Here is an 18,477-nt window from a genome sequence, read left to right as displayed (position 1 = left end):
GCCTCCGACCGTCCGATGAGCTCCGTCAGCTGCGCCGGCAGATTGCTCCTACGCCGAGGCTCTGCATCGTGCTGCGACAGATCTCGCGATAACCCGCGCTGCTGGCGCTCGTCCCGCGACGACCCCCGCTGCCCACCCTGGTGCAGTTCCCGCGGCAGGTCCTAGGCCAGGATCGATCGCTGCAATTCGACAAGCTCCGGGCTCGGGTCCAGCCCCAGGTCCTCCGCCAGCAACCGGCGTACCTGCTCGTAGCTCTCCAGCGCCTCACTCTGCCGTCCCGCCCAGTACAGCGCCCTCATATGCGTGGCCCGGAGGCGCTCGCGCAGCGGGTACTGCGCCAGCAGGTCCGCCAGCTCGCTCACGGCATAGTCGGCCGCCGCCAACCGCGCTTCGAAGTGGTCCTCCTGCGCAGTTAGCCGTAGCTCCGCGAGGCGCGCCACGGTCGTCTCCACGAACGCCTCGTCCGCGAAGTCCGCGTACGCCGGGCCGCGCCAAAGCTGGAGCGCCTCCCCCAGCCGGCCTTCCTCCAGATGCGCCGCAAACCGCAGTACGTCATAGCTGGCGCTGTCGACCTTCAGGGAGTACCCAGCAGGCCCCGACACGACCAGGGCACGACTGCCCGGCTCCGCGTCCTCGAAAGCGCGGCGTAGCTGCGAGACCTTCGCCGAAAGCGTCCCTGCCGGGTTGCCGGGCAGGTCGTCGCCCCAGAGGTCGTCGATCAACCGGTCCGCGGGCACCGGGCGTCCCTCGTGCACGAGGAGATCGGCGAGTAGGCCTCGCACCTTCAGCCCCGGCACCGTGACGGCGACACCGTCGTCGGTCCAGGCCGTCACCGGTCCGAGCACCCCGAAACGCATGGCCGCACCATATCTTTCCGGGGCTTACGGCCGATCGGAAAGAAACCGTAAACCCACTCCTGCAGAGTCAAGAACAAGAGAAGAAAGGGAAGGAAGGAAAGCGGGAGGGCGAGGAGCACGGAAGGAAAGCGGAGGGCGGGGAGCACGGAAGGAAAGCGAGGGCGAGGAGCACGGAAGGAAAGCGGGGAAGGCGGAGGGGGCTGAGCGGGGAGGTGAAGGGGATGAAGGTACGGCTGGTGGTGATCGTCGGGAGTACGCGTACGGGGCGGTTCGGGCCGACTGTGGCTGACTGGTTCGCACAGCAGGCTGCCAAGTGGGCCGACCTCGACGTAGACGTGATCGACCTGGCTACTGCCGACCTGCCACCCACACTGACCGGCACCGACGAGCCGACGCCCGCCACAGTCGCAGTACTGGCTCCACGTCTTGCTGCGGCGGATGCGTTCGCAGTGGTGACACCGGAGTACAACTGCAGCTTTCCTGCACCGCTGAAGACCGCACTCGACTGGTACTACGACGAGTGGCATGCCAAGCCTGTTGCCCTCGTCGCCTATGGCAGGGAAAGCGGAGGCCTGCACGCGGTGGCTCAGCTGCGGCAGGTGTTCACCGAACTCCATGCCGTCACCATCCGCAACACGGTCACCCTTCCTTGCTACTGGAAACAGTTCGCCGCCGACGGCAGCTGGCCCCGCCCTGGCAGCGGCTACGACGCCGCCGCCAAGCTCTTGCTCGACCAGCTCGTTTGGTGGGCCCAAGCACTCCGGGATGCGCGCACCAAGCACCCCTACCAAGCCTAGATATCAACCCTGGAAAGGCCAGAACCATGAGGAAGTTGTTCGAGTCCACCTTTGTCAGCCTGGACGGCGTCATCTCGAACCCGCAGGACTACAGCCCTCCGTACTGGGACAAGGAGCACTTCGCGTACTCCGCGGCCCTGATGGAGACCGTCGACGCACAAGTGCTCGGCCGCGTCACCTACGAGGGCTTCGCCGAAGCCTGGTCGCAGCGCAGCGGTGCGCAGCGGTGCGCAGGCGGATCTCTTCAACAACATGAAGAAGTACGTGGCGTCGCGGACGCTCACCGAGACCACCTGGAACGCCGAACTGCTCAAGGGCGACGCAGTGGAGGCCGTCCGCCGGCTCAAGGAGGACGATGGCGGTGACCTGATCAAGTTCGGTAGCGGCGAGTTCTCCCAGGCACTGCTGGACGCCAAGCTGGTCGACGAGTACCACTTCTGGGTGTTCCCGGTCCTCGTCGGCAGCGGCGAGCGCCTCTTCGACGGTCAGGCGATGACTCACCTGGAGCTGCTCGGCACCACCACCTTCAAGTCCGGCATCGTCGTCCACAAGCTGGCGCCGAAAGCCTGACGGGGTGCGAAACGTCCGGAGGGCCCTGGGGCCTCCGGACGTTTCGCATTCCGTACAGGGACCGCTTGTGGGTGGTTGGGCCTGGGTACCAGACGAGTTACGGGGGCAGACGGCACACCGGAAACGGTGGCCGGACAGAGGTCCTGGCGATCCGCCCCAGATCGCAGGCCTGCCACAAGTTGGACTGGAGGTCTGATGGGAACCGTCATCACCATCATCGTCATCGTCGTGGTCCTGATCGCCGCCGCCGCGGCGTTCTACGCCTACCAGCGACGAAGGTCGGGTCAGCTGCAGGAGCGGTTCGGGCCGGAGTACGAACGCACGCTGGAGCAGTCGGGCGACCGCCGGACGGCGGAACGCGACCTGCACGAACGCGAACGGCGCCGGTCCAAGCTCGAGCTGACGCCACTGAGCGACGAGTCCGCCGCGCAGTACCGCGCCGAGTGGGACAACTTGCAGGGCGGGTTCGTGGACGCACCTGGGGAAGCTGTAGCGCAAGCGGATCGCCTTGTACTGCGCATGATGCGCGAGTCCGGCTACCCGGTCGACGAGTTCGACCAGCGCGCCGACGACATCTCCGTTGATCACCCAGAGGTCGCAGAGAACTACCGGCAGGCGCACCGCGTCGCTGTCGCGCAGACCCGAGGCGAGGCCGACACGGAAGACCTCCGCCAGGCAGTGACGGCGTACCGACGGCTGGTCGTCGCACTGCTCGACCACGGCCACGAAGATCACACCACGCGACCGACGCACAAGAGGGAGCAAGCATGACCACCCCCGACAACGATCGCACCCCGACTGACCAAGTCCCGGACCGTACTGCGTACTCCGACGAAGGTGAACGCACCTACGCAGACGACCAGGCCCGTACTACGGGCCTCGGCGAGGACGACCGCAGTGGCAGCCTTGACGAGGGCGACCGCAGTGGCGGCCTTGGCGAGGGCGACCGCAGTGGCGGCCTTGGCGAGGGCGACCGCAGTGGCGGCCTCGGCGAGGGCGACCGCAGTGGCGGCCTCGGCGAGGGCGACCGCAGTGGCGGCCTCGGCGAGGGCGACCGCAGTGGCGGCCTCGGCGAGGGCGACCGCAGTGGCGGCCTTGGCGAGGGCGACCCGGCGTACGCGGATGGGTCGGACCGAGCTGGCTACGGGAACGCCGACGGCGTCGATGACGGCGACCGTGTGACGTCCGGCTCCGATGCGCTGGATCGCCCGGCCGCTGGGTCGGAGGACAACACCCTCGACGACCGGGACGGGCAGACGGCTGACAGCGCACGTGCGGTGGACGGCGACAAGTCGGCCGAGCCGACGGTGAGCCCTGAGGATCCGCTGGTTCCCGATGACATCGCGGTGGACTTCAAGGCGCGCTGGGACGTTATCCAGCAGGGATTCGTCGATGACCCGCGGATAGCGGTCACCGACGCCGACAAGCTGGTCGGCGACGTGCTGCAGCGACTGTCCAGCACGTTCGACCAGCAGCACCAGAGCCTCGAAGGCCAATGGGCCGACGGCGAACCGTCAACCGAAGACCTCCGCGGCGCCCTGCAGCGCTACCGAGCCTTCTTCGACCGCCTCCTCACCCTCTAGACCGCCCAACGTCGCAGCCGGGGTCCTCGACCCCGGCTGCGGCTGCGCGTCGTACTACGGCACGATGTTCTGGTTGAGGTGGAAGAGGTTGTCCGGGTCGTACTTGCGCTTGACCTCCACCAACCGGTCGTAGTTGCCCTTGTAGTTGTCGGCGATCCGCCCCTGGTCGTCCCCTGCCATGAAGTTGACGTAGCCGCCCGCCTCCGAATGCGGCGCGAGGGCGTCGTAGTACCCGCGAACCCACTCGACGCCGGCCTCGTTCATCGCGGGATCAGGCCACATCCCAGCGATCACCGTCGCGAAGTTGGCGTCGCGGTACGCGAACGCGGTCGCGTCGGCCGGCACCCGATGGCAAGCGCCGTCGATCGGGTAGATGTGCACGGTCGAGTTCACCGCGGGCAGTCCGGGCGCGTGTTCGAGGTGCGCCTGGATCGCGTCATCGGTCAGCTCGGTGACGAAATTCGCCTTCCAGTAGTGCTGCAGCCCCGGCGGCACCAACCCGTCGAACGCCGTGTTCAGCGCCGGATACGGCATCTGCCCGACCTGTTCGGCGACGACCGGCGCGAACTCGCGGAACTGCGCGATCTGCTGCTCGCCCTGCTCCGGACTCCCGGCCCAGCACCCGACGATCAGCGCGAACGGATCACCATGCCGATCCTCGGGAATGAACGGCAGCGGCGGCGCGAGCTGGAACGCCGGGAAGCCACCGAGCTGTTCCGGCGCATCCTTGATCAGGTCCCGGAAGCCGGCCAGTACTGCGGCCGCGTCCGACATCTCGAACAACATCGGCCCGCCGTACACCGTGTCGACAGGCTCCAACCTGAACTCCAAGGCAGTCACGACACCGAAGTTGCCGCCACCACCCTTCAACGCCCAGAACAGGTCCTCGTTGTCCTTCTCGCTCGCCATCAGGAACCGCCCGTCGGCGGTCACCACGTCGGCCGAGATCAGGTTGTCGCACGACAACCCGAGTCCGCGAGCCAGATAGCCGATCCCACCGCCGAGCGTCAGCCCGCCGACCCCGGTGGTCGAAATGATGCCGCCGGTCGTCGCCAGGCCGAACGCGTGCGTGGCGGCGTTGAAGTCACCCCAGGTCGCTCCACCGCCGGCGCGCGCCGTTCTCGCGACCGGATCGACCCGCACCTGCCGCATCCTGCCCAGGTCGGCCACCACTCCGTCATCGACAGTGCCGAAGCCGGGCACGCTGTGGGAACCACCTCGAACCGCCAACTCCAGGCCGTTGGTCGCGGCGAAGTTCACCGTCGCGATCACGTCGCCGGCGTTCTCGCATCCCACCACGACCCGTGGGCGCTTGTCGTGCATCGCGTTGTACACCTTGCGCGCCTCGTCGTACCCGTCGTCGCCGGCAGCGAAGACCGGCCCCCTGACACGCTCTCTCAAGTCTTCGATCGTGAACTCGCCCATGACTCCTCCAAAGCCGCGCGGCCGTTCCACGTTGTCGACCGGCGCGCTCGCAGGCGCGCCGGCCAGACCGGCGAGCCACCATCGAACGCGGCGCGAATTCCACCCCAGAGAGCGCCTGGTCCCCCGGACGGCCGCCAGACCTCCCCCTGACAAACCCCGTCCCTCAGACCCTCCCCCTCCCCCACCTCTTAGTCAATCCCCCTGTACTACGCGTGTCCGCACTACCCAGCGTGACGGCGAGCCCAGGCCCGCCCTGGTGAAACGGGCCCGGGCTCGGGTCTAGCGGGTGAGGGTGATGAGCTGGGCAGTCCCTGCAGGGATCTCCGCGGTAAGAGCTCGGCCGTGGGGATTGAGCGCCTGGGCGTGCGGCGTACCGGTGGCTTTGCCGTCCGGACGGATCTGCTGACCGCCAAGGGTGATCGTCGACGGGTCGGACGAGGCCAAGCCCTCCGGTGCCGTACTGCGCAACGTCACCTGCCTGCCGTGCCGGTAGTCGGCCGACAGCGCCAAGCTGACCTTGTCCGTCGTACCGTCGGCCGCTGCCGGGTCCTGCACGTTGATCAGTACGACTGTCAGTTCACCGTGCCGCCCCTCGATGCCGTACGCGCGCAGCTTGCCGAGATCGGCAGCGGCGACGTCCAGCGTGACGAACCGGCCTTGCGGGACTTGGCGGAACGCCCAGATCCCGTAGTACAGCGGCGTGGCCGACAGGTCGCCCCGGTCGAGCGCGGCTTGGTCCGCCGCGCAGAAGGCGCCGTAGTACCGGTAGGAGATCGGGTAGTCGGGCGAGGCGCGTGGCTTGAAGTCGCCGCAGATCGCCGCGGTGTTCGTGTGGAACTGCAGCCGACTGATCCCGCTTCGCGCCGTCTGCAGCAGATAGTCGAGCGACCACAGCGAGGTCGCATAGCTCGTGCTCACTCCTGGCTGGCCGCTGCAGGACGCGCTGTTGGATTCGTTGATGGTCATCGGGATCGGCTTCAGGAAGCGCTCTCCGATGCTCTCGATGCCCGCCAGCTTGGCCTCGGTCGTCGTGGACGTGGCGGCAGACATCAGCTGCGGGATGGTGAGGTTGGAGGTGCCGCAATGGCTGCCCGGATACCAGTGCGAGGAGATCTCGCCGAGCACGTCACTCGGCTTGACCACCGGATCGGCCAACGCCGCGGTAGCGAAGCCGTCGAGCTGGGTGTTCGTCTTCGCGGTATTCGCCGACGGACCGGACATCCTGATCTTTGCCTTGGGCAACCTCGCCTGAATCGCGGCCTGGTACTCCTTGAGCTTCTCCCAGTACTGCGCGGGAGTCAGCGTCGTGACGTGGTCGTACTCGTTGCCCATTTCGACCGACAGCAGATCGTCACCCAGTACTTCGTGCGCGACGGCGACCTCCTCGACGACCTGATCCATCGTCACCTGACCATCAAGCACGGACTTCAACGGCGCACCGAGCGTCACTTTCCAGCCGGACGCGCGGACCAGTTGCTTCAACTGCTCGAAGTCGGAGCGATCGACCGTGCCCCCGATCGCCCAGTCCGGCGCCGGAGTGCCCTTCGCCGCACCGAACGAGGGCCAGACAAGATCCATCGAATAGCCACCAAGCCGCAGTACGCCGGGACCAAGCGTCCGTAACCGCTGAGCCATCCGCTGCTTGGTGAGATAGCCGTGCGCAAAGTCCGCCGACTCCACCGAGAATCCTTGGTTGTCCCCGGTGATCCGCCCGTTCGACTGATTCGGCGTCACCGTTAATTGGATCTCGGTGTCGCTCGCACCGGCGTACGCGACGCCGGAGGTGGTAAGGCCGAACGCCAGTAAGGCGACCGCCGCAGTTCTGTAGCTCATTCCGAACTCCTCAAGCTGGGAAAGACTTGCTGATGACTGCCGCTTCGCCGGGAGCCAGGGTCACGCGGCCTTTGTGCATTACGTGCGGACGGAAACCCGGCCAGGTACCGTCTGCTCGCGTTTGGCGACCGTCGATGCGCACCTGCGCGGCGTCGAGAAACTTGCCGGCACCCGTCGCGTCGTACGGCGTCATCCGGTCGACGAATCCCTTGGGCGCCGGGACACTGACCGGCTGGTCTGTCTTGTTGATCAGGAACAATCGGTCGTCGGTCCGCCAGCCTTTGACCGGCGTACCGGTCTCGAACGGCCGCAAACCCTTTGATCCTTGGGCGAATCGGCCGAAGAACAGCAACGCGTAGTACTCCGGGGCCGCGGTCGGCGCACCCATCGCGGCGGTGGGATCGTAGTTGATCGCGTTGTAGTAGCCGTTGCCTTCCTGCGGTTCGAAGAAGGCGCGGACTTCGGCGTTGTGAAGATTGACGCCGACTCCGCCGACCTTGCAATCGAGGTTTGCGCCGGGCGTCTTCGGAGACTGTGGGCAGGCGACGTGGAACATCATGTCCAGTGCGTACGCCGCACTCGCCGCGACGTTGCTGACGCCGTCCGCACCGCGCCCGGCGGCGGTGTTGGTCTCCTCCAGGCGATACGGCAGAGAGCGCTCCCCGGCCTCTCTCGCGTGCTCATCGACCTGGTAGTCGAGGCTTTGCAGATGCTCGTCGGAGAGCAACGCGGGGATCGACGGGCAGCGGTACGGCTTGTTCGCACAGGTCCGGGCGAGCGGGTAGAAATGATCACTCCCGTACGCCGGGTGGTTGTCGAGGATCTCCGGCCAGTTCCAGAACCAGCGCGTCGGAACGCTGCGAGCGTCGATGCTCTGCCAGGGCAGGATGTCCTCGCTGGTATTCGGCGCGACCACCGGCAACGGACTCACCGCCTCGGCGTACTTCGGGAGGTCGGTCAGGTAGCTCGGCAATCCCGCGGTCCCGTACGACAGATCAGCCTCATTGCCGAGTTCAACCCCAAGCACCTGGCCCGGGCCGGAACGTCTGCTTCACCGCATCCGCAAACGCCCGCGCATGCTCCGGACTGACGAACGGCCTGGTCTCCTTCACCGGCGCCATCGCCGTCCCCAACACGACCTGCCACTGCGGCCCACCACCAGTCGCGCTGCCGCTCAGCCAGCGGGTTCCACCACCACCAGACCCACCCTCAACTGCGCCGTCGCTCAGCCAGCGGGTGCCGCCCTCACCATCGGCCGCGCCGTCGCTCAGCCAGCGGGTGCCGCCCTCACCATCGGCCGCGCCATCACTCAGCCACCTCGTCCCGCCCTCACCATCAGCTGCGCCATCACTCAGCCAGCGGGTGCCGCCCTCACCATCAGCTGCGCCATCACTCAGCCAGCGGGTCCCGCCCTCACCATCAGCTGCGCCATCACTCAGCCAGCGGGTCCCGCCCTCACCATCGGCCGCGCCATCACTCAGCCACCTCGTCCCGCCCTCACCATCAGCTGCGCCATCACTCAGCCAGCGGCCGCCGCCTCCGCCTGATCCGCCGTCGCTTGCCCATCGCGTTCCGCCTTCCGCAGAAGGAGCGTTGACGGCATCGAGAGTCGCACGGATGGATTGAAGGTCCTCAGGAGTGATGATCTCGTCCGTGTTCGGCGCAGCCGGCTCGAACGGCATGACATCTTGCGACGACCCGCCGATCCGCAGTACGCCGCTGCCGAGGTTGCGGAGCAGATTCACGAACGCGGGTCGCGCCTCCGCACTCATATATCGCTCGATCAACGACCACTCGATGCTCAACCCGACGAACCGCTCCGGAATCACCCCATCCCGAGGCGCGGAAGACCCGGCTGCGGCCACGGCTGAAATGGGCTGCGCGACAGCGGCGGAGGAAGCGAGGGCGGTCGTGGCGCGCACGGTGTGGGCAGGCGTGGTGGGCAGGGCGTGGGCAGGCGTGGTGGGCACGGCGAGCGCGGTTGCCAGGGTCAGGGCAGCCGCTATCGCCCGACGCCGGGGCGGTCGGTTCACGTCGGACCTTCTCACAATCGATCAGCAGAAGATTGCTCAGAAAACGTTGTCTGATTAGCATTTGGTCAACTATGAACGGTTGTCAAGAACGAACCGGCAAGAAGTTTCCCCACCGTCGGACCGGGTAGCCTCGGCCCCAGGACCTGATCGGAGGATCGTGAGCAGACCCGGCAAGCGAACGACGATCGTCGACATCGCGCAGCGTGCGCAGGTGTCGATCTCGACCGTTTCCCGCGTTCTGAACGGCCAGACCATCTCCGACCAACTGCTGGCCGGCCGGGTCCGCGAGGCCGCCGCCGAGCTCGGCTACCGCCCGAACGTGGTCGCCCGCGACTTCCGCCGCGGCGTCACCAGCACGATCGGCGTCGTCGTACCGGATCTCGCCAACCCGTTCTTCCCGCACGTCCTCAAAGGCCTCGCCGAGGACGTCTCCGCCGGCGACCATCGCCTGCTGGTGGTCGACTCCGGCGAGAACCCCGAGCAGGAGCTGCGACTCGTCACCCAACTCGCCGGCACCTGCGACGGCATCATCCTCTGCTCCCCCCGCATGCCCGTCAGCGATCTCGGGCAGATCTCCGCTCTCGGCGTGCCAGTCGTCTGTACGAACCGCTCGGTCGGCAAACTCCCCTTCGGCACCGTCGGCATCGACTCGGCAGCCGGGATGCGCCAGGCGATCGCGCATCTGCACGACCTCGGCCATCGAAAGATCGGGTACCTGGGCGGTCCCGCGACCTCCTGGTCGGACGGCCTACGCCGTGAAGGCCTGCGCGCGGCAGCCGCGGAGTACGGGGTGGAGGTTGTCTCGGTCGCGGGCCGGTTCGACGAGCGACGACGGGTTCGCGCGACTGCCCGCGCTTCTCGCGGAAAAAGTCACCGGCGTGATCGCGTTCAGCGACATCGTCGCGATCGGCGCGCTCGCCCGGCTGCGGGAGCTGTCGATCGACGTGCCGTCCCAGCTGTCGGTGATCGGGTTCGACGACATCCCGGTCGCCGCGTTCCTCGGGCCGCCGCTGACCACCGTCACGCTCCCGAAGGAGGAGCTCGGCCGCCGCGCGTGGGCCCTCCTGCACGCTCAGATGCAGTCCGGCGACATCACTCCCGAGCAACTCCTACCGGCGACCCTCACCACACGCTCCTCCACCGCCGCCCCTTGGAACTCCCGGTGACGGATGTCAAGGACGCCCGCTGAGCTCCGACTCTTGGGCGAGACAGGCCAACAGGGCCGGCGAGATCAGGAGCAGATCATGCGGAAGATCATCTACTACGTTCACCAGTCGCTCGACGGGTTCATCGAAGGACCGAACGGTGAATTCGACTGGCCGGTGCTCGGGCCGGAGCTGTCCGAGTACTCGATGAGCCTCACCGAGCGCGTGGATCTCTTCCTGTACGGGCGGACCGTCTGGGAAATGATGTCGTCGTTCTGGCCGACCGCGGACACGACCGGAGCCGACGAGCACGAGATCACGTTCGCCCCGATCTGGCGCGAGATGCCGAAGCTCGTACTGTCGACGACCCTGCAAGGCGCCGACTGGAACACCGAGATCATCCGCGACGCCGAGGCACTCCGCGAGATCAAGTCGCGACCCGGCAAGGACATCCTGCTGACCGGCAGTGCCACCGTCGCCGCCACGCTGACCGAGCTCGGCCTGCTCGAGGAGTACCACGTGATCGTCCACCCGGTACTCCTCGGCGGCGGCAAGCCGGTCTACCACCCGGTCAAGGAGCGGCTGTCGCTGGAGCTCGCCGAGTCCCGCACCTTCGACAACCGCACGGTCCTCCTCCGCCACGACCTCGTCAGGTCGTAGTACGGCCTAGACCTGGAGCCGGTTGGATTTCATGGCTGGTGTCGAGTAGACGGTGCCGATGCGGAGGCCACCGAGCCACTTGGTGAGGCGGGAGGCCTCGGCGTCGAGGGCGCGGCGCGCGCTGGCCGAGACCTTCCCGAGCAAGCCCACGGTCACGACACCGGCGTCATCCTGCGTCCAGCACCCCACCACACGACCGTCGACCCAAGCCGTCGTACCGGCGTTGCCGCGGGTGTCGAACAGCGGCTCGCGATGGGCGCCGAGGTAGAAGTCCCGCCCCTGCCAGCCCATCACCGTCGGATCGAGCACCGGCAGCAACGCGACCCACGAGCCGGGATCCGCAGGCTCATCAAGGTCATCCGGCAGCAGCCAGCCAGTACCGCCGTCCTCGAGCGAGACCGCGACGGCGTCGAGCTCGGCCAGCGCAGTTCGTATCACGGTCTTCGTCGAACCCAGCCACCAGACAAGATCCTCCTCGGTGCCTGGACCGAAGGTGTACAGCCAGCGGCGCACGATCTCGCGGTACCCGTCAGCCGCATCCCACGGCGACGGGACCTCGCCGAGCCAGTGCGACATCAGGGTCAGGCGCGATCGCGAGGTGCGCCAGTGACCGGCGTTGCCGGCACGCACGATGTCGGCGTTGGCACCGAGATGGGTGAGTACCGCGTTCGCCGCCCAGACCGCGCCGCCCGTCCGTACGGCCTTCACGTTGATCATCGGTATCGCCTCGCGCACCTCCACGGCAGTTCGACCATCGGGCGCTTCAGCCAGTACTGCGAGGACCTCGGCGCCGGCCCGCTCGATCCAGTCGTCACCGTTGTCGGTGAGCCCGGACTGCTCGACCTCCTTGGCCATCCGAGCCCGCTCGAAGCGCGCCACCCGGGCGGATGCGCTCGGCCAGACCGCCGGCAGGAGCTCGCGCGGGAACACAAAGAGCGTGCGGCGCATGGCCAACTGCTTCACCAGGCTGCGGTCGCCGTACAGCGCCCGGTCGACGTCGGCGATCTCCAGGGACTCCACGCGCGCCCAGCAGGACAGGTAGACCGTCGCCGGCTCGGTCGCATGCAGCACGGTCATTGCCCGGGTAGCAGCCTCCGGGGAGTCCACCTGAGTTCCCACCGCCAAGGCGTGCCGAACGGCCAGGCGAGCCCGACGCTCATCATCAGATACGTGCCGCATCAGGCCACCCTGTCAGATCACTCCGACAGAATCTGGCGACGCGGGCCACGGCCCAGCCATCGCTCGTCCCCTGCGCGAGCCTGGCCGGACCGTGGTTGTTCAGCTCGGGCTGTCAGGCCCACTTGTCGTTCGGCAGCTTGAGGATCGCCCACCCCACCGCGGCGAACCCGACTGCCTGCAGACCCCAACCGAACAGATCGAGCGGGTGATTCGCGATGATCACCGCGGCGATGAAGTGGATCGGCTGCGACACGATCACCGCCAGCGCCGCCCAGCGAGCGACCACCCTCGTCCGCCACAGCGCGATACCGAGCAGGATCGTCCCCAGAACGTGGCCCAGTACGAAGAACACTCCCGCCACCGCGGCCGACGGATGCATGGCGTCCGCGAGCCGGGTGATCGCACCCGCGTCCATCCCCGCCTTGGCACCCGACCACAGGAACTGGTCCTCGGCCGTCAGCCAGCCCAGCGACAGATAGCCCGGGATCAGCAGCAGCAGAGCCACCATCGTCAGCCGCGGCGCCCGCTGCCGGGTGACCCGGCCAACGGAGTACGCCGCTGGTACGAGCGTCAGTACCGCGATGAAGCCGAGCCACAACACCAGCGACATCCGTCCGGGAGCGGCCACCACCTTGCTCACCATCGTGGCTGAGTCGTCCACCGTGTCGTAGGGCAGGACATACCGCAGTACGGCGACGGCGGCCGGCCCGATCGGGAGGATCAGGGCTGCGGCCCAGCGTGACCATCCACGCGTGTCGGCGCTGTTCGCAGTACGGGGAACTGTCGTTGTCATCGCGCACCTGCCAACTCGCGGGCCGGTACGAGCACCAGCACGGTTCCGGCGGCGGTCAGCGCGATCAGGACTCCGGCGGCGACCAGCGCGGCGGCAGGAACGTCACCCGCGAAGAACGCCGGGAGAGCGCTCACTGCGGACAGAACGCGCAGCACGATCAGCGGTACTACCGCACGCCGCTCGCCTCGCCACGCGATAACCACCAACACCAGGCTGATCAGCCCGAGAACCGATCCGATCAGCGCGATCGACATCGGCGGGTGCTCACCATCGGTCAACAGCGGCCCGGCCAGATCGGCCACCGAGAGCAGCCCGAAAGTGACCAGCCCGGCACGAAACGTACGAGACATCAGAACCTCCCCTGAAAGGCCCCGGATCGGGGCATGGCACCACCGTGGCGCCGGCGGCCGCCCACCGCCCGGGCAGCGGTTCACCGCGCCACGGGAGGTTGCCCGCCCGATCAGGGAACGCATTCCCGGGACGCCGGGAGTCTCCGGGGAGCACACTGATCGACATGACGGGAAACGGGCCCCAGGCACCCCACCGCACCAGGCGGTGGCTGACGCCTGGGCGCCAGGCCGTTGGCCCCGCGGCGGGAGGGTCCCCGGCGCCAACTGCACGGGATCAGGCCGCGGCGGGAGAGTCCCCGGCGAACGGGCGATCGCCGGCAGCGGGATGGTGGGTTGAGGTGAGGCGGTGGTTGGCGGCGGGGTTCGGGGCGTTCGCGGTGGTCGAGGTGATCGCCGGGATCGCGCTCTCCGGCAAGGCCGGCTGGTCCTTCACAGACGCCCTCGACAGCTTCACCGTCACCAACGGCCTGATGGGGCTGACGTTCGCGGTGTGCGGCGCGGCGATCGCCTGGCACCGCCCGAACAACCCGATCGGCTGGCTCTTTGTGGCCGACGGCATCGGTCACGCAACCACAGCCGCAGGCGCGCCGCTGTCCGCAGTACTGCATGACGCATCGGCACCGCTCGGCCTCCAGCGCCTGGTCGCCACGGTGATGCAGTGGTCCTGGCCCTGGTCTATCGCGTTGTTCCTGCCGCTGGCGCTACTCCTGTTCCCCGACGGCAAACTGGTCTCCCCGCGCTGGCGCATCGCCGCGATCGCGATCGTGGTGACCGCGCCACTGTTCGCGGTCGAGATGGGCGCGGGCCCCGAAACCATGTTCGCGGACGGACCTCGCGGGTATCTGACGCTCTCCTCCTACGACTCGCTGCAACCGTTGTGGACGGCAACCGAAATCCGCGGCCTGCTTGCCTACGCCCTCGCGATCGCCAGCCTGGTGATCCGCTACCGCCGCTCGGACGAAACCCGCCGCCGCCAACTCCTGTGGCTGGTACTCGCGGCCGTGATCGTCCTCGCCTTCATGACCCCCTGGGCATTGGTCGCCGGCACTCCGATCCTTGTCCTGCTGGCGATTCCGCTGATCCCGATCGCCGTCGCCGTCGCGATCGTGCGACACCAGTTGCTGGACATCCGCCTGGTCGTCTCGCGCGCGCTGAGCTGGGCACTGCTGTCAATCATTGCCGTGGGCGCCTATGCCGCGCTGGTGGCGTTGACGGACTCGTTCATTTCCTCACGATTCGGGCGTTCGGCCGCGGTGACCGTGATCGTGGCTCTGTTGATCGCGCCCGTACTGCCCCGCTTGCAGCGCCTGGTCGACCGCGCCATGTACGGCGATCGCCGCGACCCCGCGCGAGTCGCATCCCGCGTCGGCGAGCAACTCGCGGCCAACCCGGCTGGGGGGATGCCGGGTGTGGTCGGCGCGATCCGCTCGGCTTTGAGACTCCCGTACGTCGGGATCGCGGTCGACGGGCAACTCTTGGCCGCCGACGGAGTCGCGCGAGACGTAGTACCGGTTGATCTGTCGTACGGCGGCGCGGCGGTCGGCTCGCTGCTGGTTGGACTCCGTTCGGGCGAGTCCGGGCTGTCGCCGGCCGATCGGAATGTGCTCGCGCTGGTCGCAGTACCGCTCGCCGTCGCCATCCACGCGATTCGGCTCTCGACCGAACTCCAGACTTCGCGCGAGAGGCTGGTCGCGGCCCGCGAAGAGGAACGACGCCGGCTGCGCCGCGACCTCCACGACGGCCTCGGACCGACCTTGACCGGCGTCGCGTTCACCGCCGACGCGGCGGCGAACCTGATCTCCGTCGACCCTTCACGAGCCTCGGAGTTGCTGAGCACCTTGCGTACGGACACCCGCGTCGCGATCGCCGACGTACGCCGACTTGTCGACGACCTGCGACCGCCAGCTCTCGACGAACTCGGCCTGGTAGGGGCCTTACAGCAAAGGGCCGACCAGCTTTCCTGGCGCGCAGACGGCGCTTCCGTCTCGGTCTCGGTATCAGCCGAGGGCTTGCCTGCGCTGCCGGCCGCACTGGAGGTCGCGGCGTACCGAATCGCCACGGAAGCGCTGACCAACGTAGTACGCCACTCTCGTGCGACAGTCGCAGTACTGGCACTACGTTGTGGCACGGAACTGGAGATCGAGATAACAGACGACGGCCCCCCGAACGGAGCCTGGAAACCAGGCGTCGGCCTGCAAGCCATGCACGAACGCGCCGCAGAACTAGGCGGCACCTTCAAAGCCGGCCCCTCCCCATCAGGCGGCCGCGTACACGCTTCCTTCCCGCTGGTGACGTCATGATCCCGTTCTTACACGCGCGTCTCGCCTCCCTCCGGTTGGTGACGTCATGATCCCGGTTCTACACGCGGTTCTCGCCTCCCTCCCGTCGGTGACGTCATGATCCGGGTGGTGCTGGCGGACGACCATCCCGTCGTACGCGCGGGTCTAGCTGCCCTGCTCACGTCCCTCCCCGGCATCGAGGTGGTGGGCGTCGCCTCCACCGGTCGCGAAGCGATCCGCGAGTGCGTCACCAACCGCCCCGACGTCGCAGTACTGGACCTGCAAATGCCCGACCTGGACGGCTTCGCCGCAACCCGCGAACTAGCCCGCTCCGCCCCCGAGGTCGCAGTACTGGTCCTGACCATGTTCGAAGACGACGACTCAGTGTTCGCCGCGATGCGCGCAGGCGCCCGCGGCTACCTCGTCAAAGGCGCCGAACAAGAAGACATCGCCCGAGCCATCCAGGCAGTCGCCGCCGGTGAGGCGATCTTCGGCCCCGGCGTCGCCCGCCGAGTCCTCTCCTTCTTCGCCACACCCGCACCCCCCGCCGCCACCCCGTTCCCCGACCTCACCACCCGAGAACGCGAGATCCTCGACCTCTTGGCCGCCGGCCTCTCCAACGCCGCCATCGGCCAACGCCTCTCCCTGGCCGCCAAAACCGTAGCCAACAACGTCTCCACCATCTTCGCCAAACTAGCCGTAGCCGACCGCGCCACGGCCATAATCCAAGCCCGCAACGCCGGCCTCGGCGGCACCTAGTTTCCTTCCGCAGAAGGCGAGCTGTCGATCGCGCGAAGATAGCGCTCTCCGATGAGCTTGAGGTGTTTCACGAGCGCGGCCGGCTCCGTGACGTGGAAGTCGAGGCCGAGCATGCCGATGTAGACGGCAACGACTTCGAGGCTTTCGGCGCCGGTGATGAGGATGCAGCTTCTGTCGTCGACCGATTCCACGATCCCGACGGCCGCATGGATGCGGGAGAGCACCTCCTCGGCCGAGGCGAAGACGGTGATCCGGGCGTGCACCTTCCAGCCGGTGGAGGCGACGTCACGTAGTACGAAGTCTGTGTAGTCGTCACCTGGCATCGGCCGCGGCTTGTAGCGACGGCCGGTCGCCATCCGCAGGTCCATCCAGTCGACGCGGTAGGTGTGCCACTCACTCGCCTCATCCCGCGCGACGAGATACCAGTACCGCTGCCAGCTCACCAACCGATAAGGCTCGACCAGGATCGGAAACGAGGGAGCGCTCTCCGGTACGACGTACTCGAATCGCAGGTAATGCTCGTCGCGAATCGCAGCCGCGATCGTACTGACCACAGCCGGATCCACCTCCGGATCCTCCACATTGGACCCCGTGTTGTCCGGCCCCTTCGACATCGTCGTGTGAATCGCGTTCACCTGCCGGCGAAGGCGATGCGGCAACACCTGCTCGAGCTTCGCCAGCGCGCGAGTACTGCTCTCCGCCATCCCGCTGACCCCGGCTCCCGTCCGCAGCCCCACCGCGACAGCAACCGCCTCCTCGTCATCCAGCAGCAACGGCGGAAGCTTCGCGCCCACGCCAAGTTGGTAGTACCCGGTGGCCCCGCGAGTCGCGTCGACCGGATACCCGAGCTCACGAAGCCGATCGATGTCGTTGCGGATGGTCCGCGTACTCACCCCCAACCGCTCCGCCAGCTCCGACCCAGGCCAGGCCGGCCGCGACTGCATCAGCGCCAGCAAGGACAGCAATCTGGACGAGGTTTCACGCATGCGGAAACAGTACCTTGAATAGGAATCTACCATTCCTATATGGCTTCTACGGTAAAGCCATGAACAACAACGGCAGCTCCCCCGCAGACATCCGCCCCTTCAAGATCGACGTGGCTCAGGCGGACCTCGACGACCTGCTCTCCCGGCTCGCCCGGACCCGCCTCCCCGAGGCCGCGCCCGGCGACGACTGGGACCTCGGTACGCCGAACCACTACCTCCGCGAGATGGTCGAGCACTGGCAGAACGGGTTCGACTGGCGCGAGCAGGAGGCGCGGATGAACGAGTTCCCGCACTACCTGACCGGCATCGACGGCCAGACCGTGCACTTCATCCACGTACCGTCCGTCGAGGCAGACGCGACCCCGCTGCTGCTGATCCACACCTACCCCGGTTCGTTCGTCGACTTCCTCGACATGATCGGCCCGCTCACCGACCCGGTCGCCTACGGCGGCAAGGCTGAGGACGCGTTCTCTGTCGTGGTCCCCTCCATCCCGGGCTTCGGCTTCAGTACTCCGCTCGTCGACCGCGGCTGGACGATGGCCCGCGTCGCCCGCACTTTCGACAAGCTGATGCGCCAACTCGGCTACTCGTCGTACGGATCGCACGGCAGCGACGGCGGCGCCATGATCTCCCGCGAACTCGGCCTGCTGAACCCTCCCGGCTTCCTCGGCCTGCACGTCCTCCAGCTCTTCTCGTTCCCGTCCGGCGACCCGGCCGAGTTCGCCGACTTCACCCCGGAGGACTACGCCGCCCTCAAGCACCTCGAGTGGTTCCAGTCGGTCGGCGGCTACAACGCGATCAACTCGACCCGCCCGCAAACCGTTGCCGTCGGTATCTCCGACTCCCCCGTGGGCCAGCTCGCCTGGAGCGAACTCTTCAACAACTTCGGCAACGGCACCAGCCTGGTCAGCCGCGACCAGATCCTCACCGAGGTGACCCTCTACTGGTTCACCAACACCTCGGCCGCCGCCGGCCGCTACCACTACGAAGAAGCCCACGCCGGCACCGAACCCGCCCTCAACACCGCCCCCACCGGCGTAGCCGTCTTCGCCGACGACTTCAAAACCATCCGCCCCCTGGCCACCCGGGACAACCCCAACATCACCCACTGGACCAACTTCGAAAAGGGCGGCCACTTCGCCTCCCTGGAACGCCCCAGCGACGTAATTACCGACCTCCGAACCTTCTTCGCAAGCCTCCGCACCAAGTAGCCCGTACTACGCTCCGC

17 protein-coding genes and 1 pseudogene are annotated in these 18,477 nt (G+C 67.5%); 9 read left to right on the top strand and 9 right to left on the bottom strand.

The features are described 5' to 3' along the window. Nucleotides 1-161: 161 nt before the first annotated feature. Nucleotides 162-857, bottom strand: a complete 696-nt coding sequence (locus F1D05_RS41670; RefSeq protein WP_281388879.1) for an AfsR/SARP family transcriptional regulator — start codon at nt 855-857, stop codon at nt 162-164. A gap of 221 nt (nt 858-1,078) precedes the next feature. On the opposite strand from F1D05_RS41670, the gene F1D05_RS37810 reads away from it, so the two are divergent. The 4 genes from F1D05_RS37810 to F1D05_RS37795 all read left to right on the top strand — a co-directional run bounded on the left by F1D05_RS37810 (nt 1,079) and on the right by F1D05_RS37795 (nt 3,807). Continuing rightward, nucleotides 1,079-1,654 (top strand): NADPH-dependent FMN reductase, encoded by a 576-nt coding sequence (locus F1D05_RS37810; RefSeq protein WP_185445001.1) that lies wholly within the window; start codon nt 1,079-1,081, stop codon nt 1,652-1,654. Between the two features lie 252 nt (nt 1,655-1,906). Next, on the top strand, nt 1,907-2,224 hold the full coding sequence (locus F1D05_RS41665) for a dihydrofolate reductase family protein (protein ID WP_246486303.1): 318 nt from the start codon (nt 1,907-1,909) through the stop codon (nt 2,222-2,224). Between the two features lie 195 nt (nt 2,225-2,419). Next, nucleotides 2,420-2,995, top strand: a complete 576-nt coding sequence (locus tag F1D05_RS37800; protein WP_185445000.1) for a hypothetical protein — start codon at nt 2,420-2,422, stop codon at nt 2,993-2,995. Continuing rightward, nucleotides 2,992-3,807, top strand: a complete 816-nt coding sequence (locus F1D05_RS37795) for a hypothetical protein (protein ID WP_185444999.1) — start codon at nt 2,992-2,994, stop codon at nt 3,805-3,807. The genes F1D05_RS37800 and F1D05_RS37795 overlap by 4 nt, the downstream gene beginning before the upstream one ends. Nucleotides 3,808-3,861: 54 nt before the next feature. Here F1D05_RS37795 and F1D05_RS37790 read toward each other — a convergent pair whose 3' ends face one another. From F1D05_RS37790 to F1D05_RS37775, 4 genes are all read right to left on the bottom strand, one after another. Continuing rightward, nucleotides 3,862-5,208 (bottom strand): FAD-binding oxidoreductase, encoded by a 1,347-nt coding sequence (locus tag F1D05_RS37790; RefSeq protein WP_246486302.1) that lies wholly within the window; start codon nt 5,206-5,208, stop codon nt 3,862-3,864. Between the two features lie 303 nt (nt 5,209-5,511). Next, nucleotides 5,512-7,065, bottom strand: a complete 1,554-nt coding sequence (locus F1D05_RS37785; protein ID WP_185444997.1) for a hypothetical protein — start codon at nt 7,063-7,065, stop codon at nt 5,512-5,514. Between the two features lie 10 nt (nt 7,066-7,075). Continuing rightward, nucleotides 7,076-8,092, bottom strand: coding sequence for a hypothetical protein (locus tag F1D05_RS37780; RefSeq protein WP_185444996.1), 1,017 nt, complete (start codon nt 8,090-8,092; stop codon nt 7,076-7,078). Next, a complete protein-coding gene (locus F1D05_RS37775; RefSeq protein WP_185444995.1) occupies nt 8,079-9,098 on the bottom strand; it encodes a hypothetical protein in 1,020 nt (339 codons plus the stop codon). The genes F1D05_RS37780 and F1D05_RS37775 overlap by 14 nt, the downstream gene beginning before the upstream one ends. 157 nt (nt 9,099-9,255) lie before the next feature. On the opposite strand from F1D05_RS37775, the pseudogene F1D05_RS37770 reads away from it, so the two are divergent. Both F1D05_RS37770 and F1D05_RS37765 read left to right on the top strand, forming a co-directional pair. Beyond that, nucleotides 9,256-10,264 (top strand): annotated as a pseudogene (locus tag F1D05_RS37770) (LacI family DNA-binding transcriptional regulator). A gap of 78 nt (nt 10,265-10,342) precedes the next feature. Then, entirely contained in the window at nt 10,343-10,903 is a 561-nt protein-coding gene (locus tag F1D05_RS37765; RefSeq protein ID WP_185444993.1) for a dihydrofolate reductase family protein, read from the top strand. A gap of 6 nt (nt 10,904-10,909) precedes the next feature. On the opposite strand, the gene F1D05_RS37760 is transcribed toward F1D05_RS37765, so the two are convergent. The 3 genes from F1D05_RS37760 to F1D05_RS37750 all read right to left on the bottom strand — a co-directional run bounded on the left by F1D05_RS37760 (nt 10,910) and on the right by F1D05_RS37750 (nt 13,225). After that, nucleotides 10,910-12,022, bottom strand: a complete 1,113-nt coding sequence (locus F1D05_RS37760; protein WP_246486301.1) for a winged helix DNA-binding domain-containing protein — start codon at nt 12,020-12,022, stop codon at nt 10,910-10,912. A 172-nt stretch (nt 12,023-12,194) separates the two neighbouring features. Next, entirely contained in the window at nt 12,195-12,875 is a 681-nt protein-coding gene (locus tag F1D05_RS37755) for a hypothetical protein (protein ID WP_185444991.1), read from the bottom strand. Further along, a complete protein-coding gene (locus tag F1D05_RS37750) occupies nt 12,872-13,225 on the bottom strand; it encodes a hypothetical protein (protein ID WP_185444990.1) in 354 nt (117 codons plus the stop codon). Before F1D05_RS37750 ends, F1D05_RS37755 begins: the two co-directional genes overlap by 4 nt. A 338-nt stretch (nt 13,226-13,563) precedes the next feature. Here F1D05_RS37750 and F1D05_RS37745 point away from each other — a divergent pair, with 338 nt between their 5' ends. Together F1D05_RS37745 and F1D05_RS37740 are read left to right on the top strand one after the other, a co-directional pair. After that, a complete protein-coding gene (locus F1D05_RS37745) occupies nt 13,564-15,525 on the top strand; it encodes a sensor histidine kinase (protein ID WP_246486300.1) in 1,962 nt (653 codons plus the stop codon). A gap of 96 nt (nt 15,526-15,621) precedes the next feature. Further along, nucleotides 15,622-16,263 carry a response regulator transcription factor gene (locus F1D05_RS37740; RefSeq protein WP_185444988.1) on the top strand — a complete coding sequence of 214 codons (642 nt, stop codon included), beginning with the start codon at nt 15,622-15,624 and terminating at the stop codon, nt 16,261-16,263. Here F1D05_RS37740 and F1D05_RS37735 read toward each other — a convergent pair. Beyond that, nucleotides 16,260-17,249, bottom strand: a complete 990-nt coding sequence (locus tag F1D05_RS37735) for a helix-turn-helix transcriptional regulator (protein ID WP_185444987.1) — start codon at nt 17,247-17,249, stop codon at nt 16,260-16,262. The two genes, F1D05_RS37740 and F1D05_RS37735, sit on opposite strands and share 4 nt — an antisense overlap. A gap of 59 nt (nt 17,250-17,308) precedes the next feature. Here F1D05_RS37735 and F1D05_RS37730 point away from each other — a divergent pair, with 59 nt between their 5' ends. After that, nucleotides 17,309-18,460 (top strand): epoxide hydrolase family protein, encoded by a 1,152-nt coding sequence (locus F1D05_RS37730; protein ID WP_185444986.1) that lies wholly within the window; start codon nt 17,309-17,311, stop codon nt 18,458-18,460. Nucleotides 18,461-18,477: the final 17 nt, after the last annotated feature.

This window comes from Kribbella qitaiheensis (assembly GCF_014217565.1).
GTDB lineage: Bacteria > Actinomycetota > Actinomycetes > Propionibacteriales > Kribbellaceae > Kribbella > Kribbella qitaiheensis_A.
The sequence above is the reverse complement of the archived record's forward strand: the minus strand, read 5'-3'. Positions and strand labels throughout refer to the sequence as shown.